This window comes from Methylophilus methylotrophus DSM 46235 = ATCC 53528 (assembly GCF_000378225.1).
Taxonomy (GTDB): domain Bacteria; phylum Pseudomonadota; class Gammaproteobacteria; order Burkholderiales; family Methylophilaceae; genus Methylophilus; species Methylophilus methylotrophus.
On record NZ_KB905141.1, the window covers coordinates 856,135 to 869,480 of the forward strand.

Genomic DNA, 13,346 nt, shown 5'->3' on the forward strand with positions numbered 1-13,346 from the left:
ATGATCAATCACGTGCCTTTCAAACGGCACAAATAATAAAAGCCGTTAATTATAACGGCTTTTATTTAAATTTAAGTGGTAGTCGCGAATGGACTCGAACCATCGACCCCCACCATGTCAAGGTGGTGCTCTAACCAGCTGAGCTACGCGACTATTGTATTGACCGCATTTGCTGCATATCAATAAGGTTGCGCATTCTATCCGAAAGCCTGCGGTTAGGCAATGGTATCCCGCTTATAATATACGCATGACCAGCCTCTCTGCCATTTCACGCCCCGACGACATGCTTGATGCCATGATAGATACCCTGGCAACGCAAGCATATTGCGTCATAGATGAATTTTTACCTGCTGAATTAACGCTTGCTTTGCGCGCCATTGCCCTGGAACGACAACAACAAGGCCAGATGCACCAGGCAGGCACCAGCCGATCAGCCATTACCAACCCCAATTTACGCGGCGACCAGATCGCCTGGCTGGAAAACGATGACCCGCATCCCGCCATCCAGCAATACCTGAGGTTATTACAAGAGGTTCAACAAGCCGCAAACAGGCATTTGATGATGGGACTTGATCAATTTGAAACCCATTTTGCCATTTATCCGGCTGGCTCTGCCGGCTACGCCACCCATATTGACCAGTTTCGCCAGCACGGGGAACAGCCAGCGCCTGGCACCCGAACACTGACTTCGATTATTTACCTGAACGATCACTGGCCAGAAGATGCCGGCGGCGAACTACGTTTATATCTGGATGAGCATCACGAAAAACCAGCCTCGACCGAAAGCCACCTGGACATTGCCCCGGTAGGCGGCAGGCTGGTATTGTTTTTAGCGGCCAGATTCTGGCATGAGGTGCGGCCAGCGAACCTGCCACGCGTCAGCGTCACAGGCTGGTTTAAAACCCGCTAGCGATTACTGTGCAGACTGCGCCTGAGCAGTCAGGCGACTATAGATGTCTGCGCCAGCATAGCCGTCTTGCGGCAATCCCTTGCTGGCCTGATAGCGCCGGATAGCGGCCTGTGTCTTGGCACCAGGAAATCCGTCCGGGGTGCCGCAATCAAACCCCCTGGCATTGAGTGCTTCCTGCAAACTCCACATTTGCTGGTAACTGAGTGCGGGCGGTTCGGGCGGCATCAGCAAGGTATAGGTATCCTGGCGTAATTGCTGGCTCAGCAAACCCACCGCCAGTGCATAATTGACTGAGCGGTTCCACTGCATAATCACATCAAAGTTGGGGAATACCATATAAGCCGGACCGTCATAGCCCTGGGGCAGCAAGATGGCTGACTGCGGCAGGTTCAAGGCACTATCAGGCACGCCAGCCACTCCGACTTTCACCCATTCGCTGACTGGCTTGTTATGCTGCCACTGCGCCTGGCTGTAATCAAAACCAGCTGGCAAAGACACTTGAAAACTCACAGGCTTGCCTGGCTGCCATCCGGCTTGTACCAGATAATTGGCCGCAGAGCTAAAAATGTCAGGATAAGAACTCCAGATATCAATTTTGCCATCTGCATCCGCATCTACACCATATTTAAGCAAGGTCGTCGGCATAAACTGCATATGTCCAGTCGCCCCCGCCCACGAGCCCACTACCGGACTATCATAGCGCTGATCGCGCTCGACCACACGCATCAAGTTGAATAGTTCACGCTTGAAAAATTCTGCACGCCGCCCTTCATATGACAACGTCGCCAAGGCAGAAGCGAGTGGGATATCTCCCATAAAACCGCCAAAATTGGTTTCCAGCCCCCAAAAAGCCACCAGCACCTCCCTGGGGATCTGGTACAACTCCTCAACCACATACAGCACCCCTTGGTAATCCTGTATCATCTGCTTCCCTTTTGCGACCACGCGCGGGTTGATGCGACGATTGACGTAAGCAGAAAAGCTGGTCACAAATTCGGGTTGTTTGCGATCCAGCTCGATCACGCGCGGCAGATAAATAGCTTGTCTCAAGGTCACATCGACGGCCTCAGGCGCAATCTGCAGGTCGATGGCTTCCTGACGCACAATCCCCAGCCAAGACTGAAAACCCTCAACCTCATCGGCATGGCTCATGAGGCCAACGATCATCAAGCCAGTCATCATTAAGGTGCTTACTGCTGCCTGCCACTTGCCGTTTTTTTTCATACTGTGATCCACTACTTTAGACTGGATAAAATCGAGGCATAGCCTGACCGATAGTCTGCAAACTGCAATTTGAATCCTGTTTGCTGTAAAAATCCATTACGGATACGTTTACCGGATTGCGGCTGTAATGGCGGCGTTTCCGGTGCTGGCAAATTCTGTTGCGCTGCTAACCATTGTAATACTTCGTGTTGCGCTGCGGGCAGTCCATCGGTCAATATGCAATGGCTTGGCAATGATTTACCATCCGCCAAATATTGATATAAATGCACGACTGCGGCCGCAACATCCAACTCATGGATACGGTTGGTCCAGTGCGTTTTTGTTGGCCAGCGTGCCGGATTCTGCAACAGTCGCAACAGATATAATCGCTTGGACCCGTAAATGCCGGACACCCGCAGTGCAGTATGGCCGCAATCCAGCTCATCCAGCAAACGCTCCGCCTCCAGTATCACTCGTCCCTCAGCGTCGGCAGGGATAGCTGGCGTGTCGTCATCTATCCATTCCCCCTGTTGCTCGCCATAGACCCCAGTGCTGGAAATAAAGAATACGTGTTTTAGTTGACTCAGTGAAACATGGGCCAACACATGGCGCAGGCCCTCCACATAGGTTTGCTGGTAACTTTGCCCTTCTACTGGTGCCAGACAATAGAGCAGAATATCGGCTTTTATCGTATGCAAGGTAGACAGGCCCTCTCCGGCAACAACATCCAGATAAAGTACCTGGGCACCTGGTGGCACCGCTTTATGCGAACGCCTGGCAATCGTTAGTTCATGGCCTTGTGCAAGCGTCGCCTGTGCAATCAAGGACCCTAAACCACCACACCCCACTTGCAATATCCGCATATTTAAACCTGCACGCCTGGCAAGGGATGTTTACGCAAATAGCGCTCGGCAAGCAACATGGCTGACATGGTTTTGCTATCGGTAATGTCGCCAGCGTCTATGGCCTGCATCACCCGCTCAAACGGCCAGACAAAGACATCCATCGCTTCATCAATATCTCTGGCATGTTCGCCAAGTGACAAGCCCGTTGCCAGATAGATATGGATCACCTCGTTAGAATAGCCAATACAGGGATGTTGTATGCCTAACTTGACCCAATCCTGCGCTGTATAACCGGTCTCTTCGAGCAACTCCCGCTGGCCTGTCGTCAATACGGGCTCACCAGCGTCTATCTTGCCTGCGGGCAATTCAATAAATACTTGCTTGAGAGGATAGCGAAACTGCCGCTCGAGCACTACGCCACCGGTTTGCGTGAGCGCAATCACAACAACGGCGCCAGGGTGCGTCACATATTCACGCCCACTGATCACGCCATTGGGCAAGCGGGCTTCATCGTAGCGCACGGTGAGCATTTTGCCCTGTGCCATGATTTCACTGGAGACGGTTGTTTCAACCAGATGCTGGTCGTCATTTGAGTGTGCTATTGCTTTTTCTTCTGTCATGCCTGAAATCTACTGCTTAAACTGATTTTAAAAATACACCGAATAAGTGAGCGAGCGGGATAAAGTGCAAGGCGCACGGAGCACAATCACCGAAACAGTACACGGAAGACGGCGAGGTGAAGAGTACCGCGCAACGCGGCAATTTGCCCGCGTAGCCACTTATTACGCAAATCATTTAAATGTATTGCAATCATTCACCTGGCCTGACTGCAACCCTCGTTTGAACCAGCGCACGCGCTGCTCGGAACTACCATGCGTAAAACTGTCGGGAACAACATAGCCTTGCGCCTGTTTTTGCAGGGCATCATCACCAATTGCGGTGGCAGCACGCAAAGCCTCTTCAATATCGCCGTCTTCTAGGATACGGAACTCCTGGTCGGCATGATGCGCCCACACACCAGCATAACAATCCGCCTGCAGCTCCAAACGCACAGAATAGGCATTAGAAGCTGCCTCAGAAGGCGCCTGTTGCCTGGCCTGCTGCACTTTTTCGGACGTACCGAGCAAGTTTTGTACGTGATGCCCGACTTCATGTGCAATCACATACGCCTGGGCAAAATCACCAGGTGCTTTAAACCTTTCTTGCAGCTCCTGGTAAAAACTTAAATCGATATAGACCTTTTGGTCGGCCGGACAATAAAACGGCCCCATGGCTGCCTGGCCTTGCCCACACGCCGTTTGGGTGGCCCCTCCAAAAATCTCCAGGTGGGGTGGTGCGTACTGCCTCCCCGCGGCTGAAAACAGGCTTTGCCACACTTGCTCGGTGCTCCACAACACACGCGAAACGAACTTTACGTTGGGATCATTATTATTTGCTGGTGCCGCTTGGGAGCGTTCAGGAGACTGGGCCTGATGTGCAATATTGAGCACCAGGTTAGGGTCCACGCCTAAATACATGGCGACCAGCGCTATCGCAATCGTCCCGATGCCAATACTGCGGCCACCGATCAAACCGCTGCCGCGGCTGTCTTCGACATGCTGGCTTTCTTCCAAATCATCTAGGCGCACAATAATCTCCCGACCACTACGATTGAAAAATGTTGAGGGAATGTGATTACTTTAGCATGCAGCACTGATAAAATCACACCATGTTTACTGGGATTATTCAAACCGTCGGCAGGATTGCCGAAGTCATTCCTCATGGTGAAGATTGCGCTTTACGCATTGAAGCCGCCGAGTTAGGAATGGAAGATGTTCAATTGGGTGACAGTATTGCCGTCAATGGGGTTTGCCTCACGGTAACTGACTTCAACTCACATAGCTTTCAGGTCATGGTATCCAAAGCCACGCTGGACGTGACGACTGGTTTGCACCAACCTGGTCCTGTCAACCTCGAAAAAGCCTTGCGCCTTTCTGACAGGCTGGGTGGCCACCTGGTGACAGGGCATGTCGATGGGATTGGCACCATCACTACCCTGCAAGAAGAGGGTGAATGCTGGTTATTGAAGGTTCAGCTGCCGCACGCGATTAGCAAGTATGTTGCGAAAAAAGGCTCGCTCTGCGTCAACGGCATCAGTCTGACCGTAAACGAAATTGTACAGGACGAAGTCGGCATTAACCTGATCCCTCACACCATGCAACACACCATGATGCAGTTCGCCAAAACCGGTGACCCCGTTAACCTCGAAATAGACCTGATTGCGCGTTATGTCGAGCGCATGCAAGCCTGGGAGCAAGAGTAATGTCGGCGCAAATTAGCCCTATCGAAGCAATTGTCGCCGATATCCGTGCCGGTAAAATGGTGATTCTGGTGGATGACGAGCACAGGGAAAATGAAGGTGATTTTGTCATTGCCGCAGAATTCGTCACCGCAGAACATATCAATTTCATGGCCAAATATGGCCGTGGCCTGATTTGCCTGACCCTGACCGAACAACGCTGCCGACAATTGAACTTACCTCCCATGGTACAAAAAAATGGCACCCGTCTTGGGACTAATTTCACCGTATCCATTGAAGCAGCCGAGGGCGTCACGACCGGCATTTCTGCTGCTGACCGTGCCACCACCATACGCGCTGCGATTGCCAAACAGGCTAATGCCAACAGCATCGTCAGTCCTGGCCATATTTTTCCGCTATCTGCCATGAATGGCGGCGTGCTCGTACGCGCCGGGCATACCGAAGCGGGCTGTGACCTCGCGCAGCTCGCTGGTTGTGAACCAGCCAGCGTGATTTGCGAAATCTTGAAAGACGATGGCGAAATGGCGCGCCTGCCTGACCTGATGCAGGTGGCCGCTGAGCACGATATCAAAATCGGCACTATTGCTGACCTGATCCATTACCGTGCTGCGCATGAAACACTGATTGAACGTAGCGCCGAGCGCAATATTGAAACTGTGTATGGCCCAATGCGTTTAATCGCCTACCGCGACAATATCGCGCAGGAAACCCACCTGGTATTGGTCAAAGGCGACCTGCAAGCCAATAATGAAGTACTGGTGCGTGTCCACGAGCCGCTTTCCATGATAGACCTGCTAGATAAAAGCCATGAGTCACACAGCTGGAACCTGTTGCATGCCATGCGCGTGATCAGCTCTGCACCCTGCGGTGTGATGGTGCTGATCAACCATGACGAAGATGGCTTGGCGCTGACCGACCGCATCCTGCGTGCAGACCAGAAGATGGTGCTCAACCAGGAACTGCGTAACTATGGTATCGGCTCCCAGATCCTGCTCGACCTAGGCGTGAAAAAGATGCGCCTGATGGCTGCCCCGCGCAAAATGCCCAGCATGGATGGATTTGGCCTGGAAATTACCGGTTATTTGAGTGCAGAAGAAGTCAGCGCGTGATGAGTGAACAGTTAAGCTTGAATACCGAAGAGATACGGCTAAACCTGACTGGCCAGATTCTCATTGCCATGCCTGCCATGGAAGACCCTTACTTCAGCAAAAGCGTGATCCTGGTCTGCAATCATGACCAGGATGGGGCCATGGGCATGATACTTAATCATCCCCTGCAACTGAATGTTGGCGACCTGTTTGAACAATTGGATATGGAGTGTCATGTGCCGCAGCAGCAGGAGAGACAGGTCCATTTTGGCGGCCCCGTCCAGGTAGAGCGCGGTTTCGTCTTACATACCCCGGCAACCGAATTCAATACCACACTAGACCTGTCTGAGGGTCTTGCCATGACTTCTTCCAAAGATATCCTGGAAGCCGCCGCACGCGACGAAGCACCACAGGACATGTTTATCGCACTTGGCTATACCGGTTGGTCAGCGGGTCAACTGGAAGAAGAAATTCAGGCCAATACCTGGCTGACCTTGCCACTGGCGGATGACCAGCAATTGCACAAACTGATTTTCAAGCTGCCCAATGACGACAAGCTCACCTGGGCCATGCAACAACTGGGCGTGGACTTCGCTACCCTGTCTGAGGTGGCTGGTCATGCCTGATGCGGCAAAGCCCGGCAAACAGCCCCTCAACCAAAGCCATTTACCGATTACCCAACGCCGCTATCCGGATGTCACTGGCACAGTGCTTGGTTTCGATTTCGGTGAAAAACGCATAGGTGTGGCTGTCGGCGACACGCTGCTCAAACTGGCGCATCCACTACTCACCATAGAGACAGAGGAAAATGCTGCAAAATTTGCGCAAATCGAAGCACTACTGAATGAATGGCAACCTGCGCTGCTGATTGTTGGTTTACCAATGTCTCTGGACGGCGAGACGCATGCCATGACTGCACTTGCCCAAAAATTTGCCCAGCGTCTGGAAGGCCGGTTTAACTTGCCCGTCATGATGGTGGACGAGCGCCTCTCTTCAGCTGAGGCCTCCCAATCATTACGCGAGGCGGGTGTGAGAGGCCGCGCGCAAAAGGCGCTTCTGGATCAGGTTGCCGCACAAACTATATTACAATCCTATTTTAATGCTTATCACGGACGTGCATAGCACAACACTCTCATGAGACTACCAGACCCCGAACAATTACTGGATCGTTTATACGCCCAACTTAAGCCACAAATAGAGGACAGCACTGCTCTGGTTGGCATTTATACTGGTGGCGTATGGCTAATGGAGAAACTGCTCCAGCGCTTGCAGGCAGAGCTTGGACATGACATTGTCCATGGCAAAATGGACGCGGCCATGTACCGCGATGACTATGCAAAACGCGGGCTTAAAACAGCCGCCCAACCGGCCCATATCCCGTTCGATGTCAATGGCAAACATATCATCCTCATTGATGACATTTTTTATACTGGCCGTACGACACGTGCCGTCATGAATGAATTGTTTGATTACGGACGCCCTGCCTCGGTCAAACTGGCGGCGCTGATCAACCGTGGCGGCGCTGAGTTACCTATACGGCCTGATATGGTGGGTGCAGAACTGCCATTACAGGCCCATCAAGCATTTGAACTGACAATAAATACCCTGGGACGACTGAGTCTCAGCATCTCGGAATCCGACCCGTCTGTCAATCCGTCTTCGAATAGTGGAGATGACGCCAATGTATAACCCGCAACTCAACGCACAGGGCCAACTGCAACACCTGCTCAGTATTGAAGGATTGCCCAAGCGCATTCTGACAGACATTCTCGACACTGCCGAAAATTTTGTCGGCGTGGCCGAGCGTGAAGTCAAAAAAGTACCGTTACTGCGCGGAAAAACAGTCTGTAACATTTTCTTTGAGAATAGCACCCGCACGCGGACTACTTTTGAAATTGCCGCCAAGCGATTATCGGCAGATGTGCTTAACCTCAATGTCAGCACCTCATCGCAGTCCAAGGGCGAGACCATCCTGGATACGGTGAACAACCTCATCGCGATGCATGCCGACATGTTTGTGGTGCGCCACCAGCAAAGTGGCGCTGCGCATTTTATTGCGCAACATGTGCCCCCGCATATCAGCGTGATTAACGCAGGCGATGGCCGTCATGCACATCCAACTCAGGGACTGCTTGATGTCTTTACCATCCGCAAATACAAGCCCGAAATGCACAACCTGCGCGTGGCAATTGTCGGCGATGTGCTGCATTCCCGGGTAGCCCGTAGCGAAATCCATGCGTTGACGACTTTGGGTGTGCCTGAAATCCGCGTGATTGCACCACGCACCTTGCTGCCTTCAGATGTCGAAAAGCTAGGCGTGCAAGTCTTCCACAATATGGAACAAGGCCTGAAAGATGTGGATGTGGTCATGATGCTGCGCCTGCAAAACGAGCGCATGTCTGGCGCCCTGCTGCCGAGCTCGCAGGAATTCTTCCAGACCTTCGGTTTGACTCCGGAGCGGCTGGCGCTGGCGAGGCCGGATGCCATTGTCATGCATCCGGGCCCCATGAACCGTGGCGTGGAAATTGATTCGGCGGTGGCAGATGGCAAACAATCAGTCATCCTGCCGCAAGTGACTTATGGTATCGCAGTCCGCATGGCGGTGATGGCAATTCTTGGGGGAGGCAACGCCGCATGAATATCGTAATCAAACAGGGCCGCCTGATGGATGCCAGCCAGCAACTGGATCAGGTCAAAGACCTGTATATCAGTGGCGGCAAGATTGTGGCACTTGGCGATGCGCCCGCAGGATTCAAGGCTGACCAGACGCTTGATGCCTCTGGCAAATGGGTCTTGCCTGGCCTGGTCGATTTATGTGCTCGCCTGCGTGAACCTGGCAGTGAATACAAAGCCACGTTGCTCAGTGAACTGCGTGCTGCCATGGCTGGCGGCGTGACCAGCCTGGCCTGTCCGCCGGACACGGACCCCGTACTCGATGAACCTGGCCTGGTTGAAATGCTCAAGCACCGCGCCAAATCACAGGCTCTGGCGCATGTGTATCCGCTGGGTGCGGTCACTCGCCAGTTGCAAGGCCAGCTGCTCACGGAAATGTATGCCCTGACTGCTGCAGGCTGCGTCGGCTTCTCCCAGGCGGATACAGCCATTGTTGACACACAGGTGTTATGGCGCGCGTTTGAATATGCAGCCACCTTTGGTTACACATTGTTTATGAGGGCTGAAGATCCTTACCTGGCAAAAAATGGGGTCGCACATGATGGCGAAGTGGCATCACGGCTGGGTTTAAAAGGCATTCCTTCTGCGGCAGAAAGTATTGCCTTGCAAACCATGCTGCGCATTGCCCAGGCCACAGGTGCCAAGCTGCATATCGCCAGGGTCTCTACCGCAGAATCGGTGGAGCTCATACGCCAGGCCAAACAATCAGGTATGCAAATCACCGCGGATGTGAGTATCCAGCATTTGCACCTCACCGATATGGATATCGGCTTCTTTGACAGCATGGTGCACCTGAAACCGCCAGTACGCACCCAACGAGACCGCGATGCTTTACGTGCCGGCCTGCTTGATGGCACCCTGGACGCCATTTGCTCTGACCATACGCCGGTCGATGATGACGCCAAAGCCCTGCCTTTTGCTGAGTCTCACCCTGGTGCTTCTGCGCTTGAATTACTATTACCCTTGGCATTGAAATGGGCAGCACAAGCCAAATTGGCACCTAGCCAGGCCTTGGCGAAAATCACTCAGATTCCTGCAGAAATTCTTGGCATTGGCGCCGGCAATTTGCAAGTTGGAGCGACTGCCGATGTGGTCGTTTACGACCCGGAAATGGAGTGGCGTGTCGATGGTCGCGCATTGATGAGCCAGGGCAAGAATACGCCTTTTGTGAATCATGCCGTCACTGGCAAGGTCACCGCTACGCTCACACAAGGCAATCTGGTATTCCAGCAGGAAACTTTGCTACTGGCTTAATGAGTTGCCAAAACAAAACGCCTGCGACATCTCATCGCAGGCGTTTTTCTTGGACAACTGCCTGGCTTACAGGATATCCAGATTAGAAATCTGCCCGCGTTCCTGGTTTTCAGGGTTCATGAGTTTGCTGTTCAATTTAAACTTGAGCCGCAAATCATTGACCGAGTCTGCGTTACGCAAGGCATCGTCATAACTGATCTGCCCAGACTCAAATAAATCAAACAGGGCCTGGTCAAAGGTTTGCATGCCCAGCTCACGGGATTTGGCCATAATTTCCTTGATGGCATGGACATCTCCCTTGTAAATCAGGTCTGAGATCAGCGGTGAATGCAGCAACACCTCTACGGCAGCCACGCGGCCACTGCTATCCAGTTTGGGAATAAGACGTTGTGAAGCGATACAACGCAGGTTCAAGGACAAGTCCATCAGTAACTGCTGGCGGCGCTCCTCAGGGAAAAAGTTGATAATCCTGTCCAGTGCCTGGTTGGTGCTGTTGGCATGCAGGGTTGCCAGGCACAAGTGTCCAGTCTCAGAGAAGGCAATCGCGTAATCCATGGTTTCACGGTCGCGAATCTCACCGATCATGATCACATCCGGCGCCTGACGCAATGTGTTCTTGAGCGCAGCATGCCAGCTCTCGGTATCCACCCCCACTTCACGTTGCGTCACTATGCAGTTTTTGTGACCATGAATAAATTCGACCGGGTCTTCAATCGTAATAATGTGGCCGTAACTGCTTTCGTTACGGTGCCCCAGCATTGCAGCCATGGAGGTCGATTTACCGGAACCGGTACCGCCCACAAAAATGATCAACCCGCGTTTGGCCATGACCACATCCTTGAGGATGGGAGGTAACTTCAAATCATCAAATTTGGGAATATTGGTATTAATCACCCGGAATACCAGCCCAACGGCGCTACGCTGGATGAAAGCATTGACGCGGAATCGGCCGACAGAAGGCATGCTGATAGCAAAATTACACTCCAGCGTCTCCTTGAACTCTTGCGCCTGCTTGTCATTCATGACGGTACGCGCGATTTCTGCGGTTTGCTGGGTGTTCAGCGTTTGCGATGAGACGGGGGTCAGCTTGCCGTCTATCTTCATCGCAGGTGGAAAACCAGCCGTAATGAACAAGTCTGACGCCTTGCGCGTGATCATAAGCTTGAGCAAGTCGTTGACGAATTTCTCCGTCTGAGCGTGATCGCCCACCGTTTGCGTACTCTCCATATTGTTAGCCGATGATAGCGTCACGGTTGGCGGCCTTCGTGCGTGCTTCAGCAGCACTGATCACATTGCGTTTAACCAGGTCTTGCAGGTTTTGGTCCAGGGTTTGCATGCCCATGCTCTGACCGGTCTGAATCGCAGAATACATCTGGGCAATCTTGTTCTCGCGGATGAGGTTACGAATAGCCGGCGTGCCCATCATGATTTCGTGCGCCGCGACACGACCTTGCTCATCCTTGGTTTTACAGAGCGTTTGTGAAATCACCGCACGCAGGGATTCAGACAACATGGAACGCACCATTTCTTTCTCAGCGGCCGGGAACACGTCAACCACCCGGTCTATGGTTTTGGCGGCGGAACTGGTATGTAAGGTACCAAACACCAGATGGCCGGTTTCAGCCGCAGTCAGTGCCAGGCGGATGGTTTCCAGGTCACGCATCTCACCCACCAGGATCACGTCCGGGTCTTCACGCAAGGCGGAACGCAAGGCATTTTCAAAGGACTGCGTATGCGGCCCGACTTCACGCTGGTTAATCAGGGATTTTTTGGAGGTATGTACAAATTCGATCGGGTCTTCCACGGTAAGCACGTGCGACATCTGCGTTTCATTGATGTAATCAATCATCGCCGCCAATGTGGTGGACTTACCAGAACCAGTCGGACCTGTAACGAGCACAATCCCGCGTGGCGTATCTGCTATGTCCTTGAACACCTTGGGCGCATTTAACTCATCCAGCGTCAGCACCTTGCTAGGAATGGTACGGAATACCGCACCGGCACCGCGTTGCTGGTTAAACGCGTTGACCCGGAAACGCGCCAGGTCTGGAATCTCAAACGAAAAGTCGCATTCCAGCGTTTCTTCATACACCTTGCGCTGGCTGTCGTTCATGATGTCATACAGCATGCGGTGTACTTCAGCATGCTCCATGGCAGGTAAATTGATTTTACGCACATCGCCATGTACGCGAATCATCGGCGGCAGGCCAGAAGACAAGTGCAAGTCCGAGGCTTTATTTTTAACTGAAAATGCCAATAAATCTGAAATATCCACAATCGACTCCAGTGATTATTTATATAATGTTGCTTCGTTTTTTGTATTCTGAGCGCTTAAAAACCCGCTTTATTTAGCCACCATGACCGCTATTTCTGACAACCTTATTTCCATCGGCCAGCAAATTGCTGACGCGCGGGCACGTTTTCATGCTGCGCAATCAGTCACACTTTGCGCAGTCAGCAAAGCACAATCGGCACAAGCCATCCGTACTGCGTTTGAGGCTGGCCAAACAATTTTTGGCGAAAACTACCTGCAAGAGGCACTGACAAAACAGGCGCAATTACAGGACTGTGCAATAGCATGGCACTTTATCGGACCGATTCAAAGCAATAAAACACAGCCAATTGCCCGTCATTTTGACTGGGTACACTCGGTAGACCGCCTTAAAATTGCTCAGCGCCTGTCAGATGCACGCCCGCCAGAACTGGCGCCATTAAACATTTGCCTGCAAGTAAACATTAGCGAAGAAGCAAGCAAAAGTGGTGCCAGTGGGCAGGAGCTGCTAGAACTCGCCTTAAATATCAAACAGTTGCCGCACCTGCAGCTGCGTGGCTTGATGGCGATTCCTGCCCCTTGTAATGACTTTGAGCAGCAGCGTGACCAATTTCGGCAGGTGCGCGCCTTGTTTGAGCAGTTGAATCATCATGGCCTGCAACTGGATACTTTATCCATGGGCATGAGCGGAGATTTTACCGCCGCGATTGCCGAAGGCGCGACCCTGGTTCGCGTCGGCGCTGCCATTTTTGGCGTACGTCCCCCTAAACCTCAACCAGATTCAGTGACAGAAGGAAACTAA

At 52.4% G+C, this 13,346-nt stretch carries 15 protein-coding genes and 1 tRNA gene; 9 read left to right on the forward strand and 7 right to left on the reverse strand.

Annotated features, from left to right (window positions below; translation table 11 throughout):
- Positions 1-76 precede the first annotated feature (76 nt).
- Positions 77-153: transfer RNA gene (locus F463_RS0104130), tRNA-Val, on the reverse strand.
- A gap of 94 nt (positions 154-247) precedes the next feature.
- On the opposite strand from F463_RS0104130, the gene F463_RS0104135 reads away from it, so the two are divergent.
- Positions 248-910, forward strand: coding sequence for a 2OG-Fe(II) oxygenase (locus F463_RS0104135; RefSeq protein WP_018985789.1), 663 nt, complete (start codon positions 248-250; stop codon positions 908-910).
- A 3-nt stretch (positions 911-913) separates the two neighbouring features.
- On the opposite strand, the gene F463_RS0104140 is transcribed toward F463_RS0104135, so the two are convergent.
- The 4 genes from F463_RS0104140 to ypfJ form a co-directional block, all read right to left on the reverse strand.
- Positions 914-2,134: a lytic murein transglycosylase gene (locus F463_RS0104140; protein ID WP_018985790.1), complete on the reverse strand. Its 1,221-nt coding sequence runs from the start codon at positions 2,132-2,134 to the stop codon at positions 914-916.
- Positions 2,135-2,145: 11 nt separating this feature from the next.
- Positions 2,146-2,976 carry a Rossmann-fold NAD(P)-binding domain-containing protein gene (locus tag F463_RS0104145; RefSeq protein WP_018985791.1) on the reverse strand — a complete coding sequence of 277 codons (831 nt, stop codon included), beginning with the start codon at positions 2,974-2,976 and terminating at the stop codon, positions 2,146-2,148.
- 2 nt (positions 2,977-2,978) lie between these two features.
- Entirely contained in the window at positions 2,979-3,578 is a 600-nt protein-coding gene (locus tag F463_RS0104150; protein ID WP_018985792.1) for an NUDIX domain-containing protein, read from the reverse strand.
- A 171-nt stretch (positions 3,579-3,749) separates the two neighbouring features.
- Entirely contained in the window at positions 3,750-4,586 is an 837-nt protein-coding gene (ypfJ, locus tag F463_RS0104155; protein WP_018985793.1) for a KPN_02809 family neutral zinc metallopeptidase, read from the reverse strand.
- An 80-nt stretch (positions 4,587-4,666) separates the two neighbouring features.
- On the opposite strand from ypfJ, the gene F463_RS0104160 reads away from it, so the two are divergent.
- From F463_RS0104160 to F463_RS0104190, 7 genes are read left to right on the forward strand one after another with little or no spacing between them, the layout of a single operon-like run.
- Complete coding sequence (locus F463_RS0104160) at positions 4,667-5,260, forward strand: riboflavin synthase (protein WP_018985794.1); 594 nt, start codon at positions 4,667-4,669, stop codon at positions 5,258-5,260.
- Positions 5,260-6,366 (forward strand): bifunctional 3,4-dihydroxy-2-butanone-4-phosphate synthase/GTP cyclohydrolase II, encoded by a 1,107-nt coding sequence (gene ribBA, locus F463_RS0104165; RefSeq protein ID WP_018985795.1) that lies wholly within the window; start codon positions 5,260-5,262, stop codon positions 6,364-6,366. Before F463_RS0104160 ends, ribBA begins: the two co-directional genes overlap by 1 nt.
- Positions 6,366-6,971, forward strand: a complete 606-nt coding sequence (locus F463_RS0104170; protein ID WP_018985796.1) for a YqgE/AlgH family protein — start codon at positions 6,366-6,368, stop codon at positions 6,969-6,971. The genes ribBA and F463_RS0104170 overlap by 1 nt, the downstream gene beginning before the upstream one ends.
- Positions 6,964-7,467, forward strand: a complete 504-nt coding sequence (ruvX, locus tag F463_RS0104175) for a Holliday junction resolvase RuvX (RefSeq protein WP_018985797.1) — start codon at positions 6,964-6,966, stop codon at positions 7,465-7,467. Before F463_RS0104170 ends, ruvX begins: the two co-directional genes overlap by 8 nt.
- A gap of 12 nt (positions 7,468-7,479) precedes the next feature.
- Positions 7,480-8,034 (forward strand): bifunctional pyr operon transcriptional regulator/uracil phosphoribosyltransferase PyrR, encoded by a 555-nt coding sequence (gene pyrR, locus F463_RS0104180; RefSeq protein WP_018985798.1) that lies wholly within the window; start codon positions 7,480-7,482, stop codon positions 8,032-8,034.
- Positions 8,027-8,983, forward strand: a complete 957-nt coding sequence (locus tag F463_RS0104185; protein ID WP_018985799.1) for an aspartate carbamoyltransferase catalytic subunit — start codon at positions 8,027-8,029, stop codon at positions 8,981-8,983. Before pyrR ends, F463_RS0104185 begins: the two co-directional genes overlap by 8 nt.
- Positions 8,980-10,272, forward strand: coding sequence for a dihydroorotase (locus F463_RS0104190; protein ID WP_018985800.1), 1,293 nt, complete (start codon positions 8,980-8,982; stop codon positions 10,270-10,272). The genes F463_RS0104185 and F463_RS0104190 overlap by 4 nt, the downstream gene beginning before the upstream one ends.
- 66 nt (positions 10,273-10,338) lie before the next feature.
- On the opposite strand, the gene F463_RS0104195 is transcribed toward F463_RS0104190, so the two are convergent.
- Both F463_RS0104195 and F463_RS0104200 read right to left on the reverse strand, forming a co-directional pair.
- On the reverse strand, positions 10,339-11,499 hold the full coding sequence (locus F463_RS0104195) for a PilT/PilU family type 4a pilus ATPase (RefSeq protein ID WP_018985801.1): 1,161 nt from the start codon (positions 11,497-11,499) through the stop codon (positions 10,339-10,341).
- A gap of 4 nt (positions 11,500-11,503) precedes the next feature.
- Complete coding sequence (locus tag F463_RS0104200) at positions 11,504-12,547, reverse strand: type IV pilus twitching motility protein PilT (protein WP_018985802.1); 1,044 nt, start codon at positions 12,545-12,547, stop codon at positions 11,504-11,506.
- Between the two features lie 82 nt (positions 12,548-12,629).
- Between F463_RS0104200 and F463_RS0104205 the strand changes: the two genes are divergently transcribed.
- Positions 12,630-13,346 carry a YggS family pyridoxal phosphate-dependent enzyme gene (locus tag F463_RS0104205; RefSeq protein ID WP_018985803.1) on the forward strand — a complete coding sequence of 239 codons (717 nt, stop codon included), beginning with the start codon at positions 12,630-12,632 and terminating at the stop codon, positions 13,344-13,346.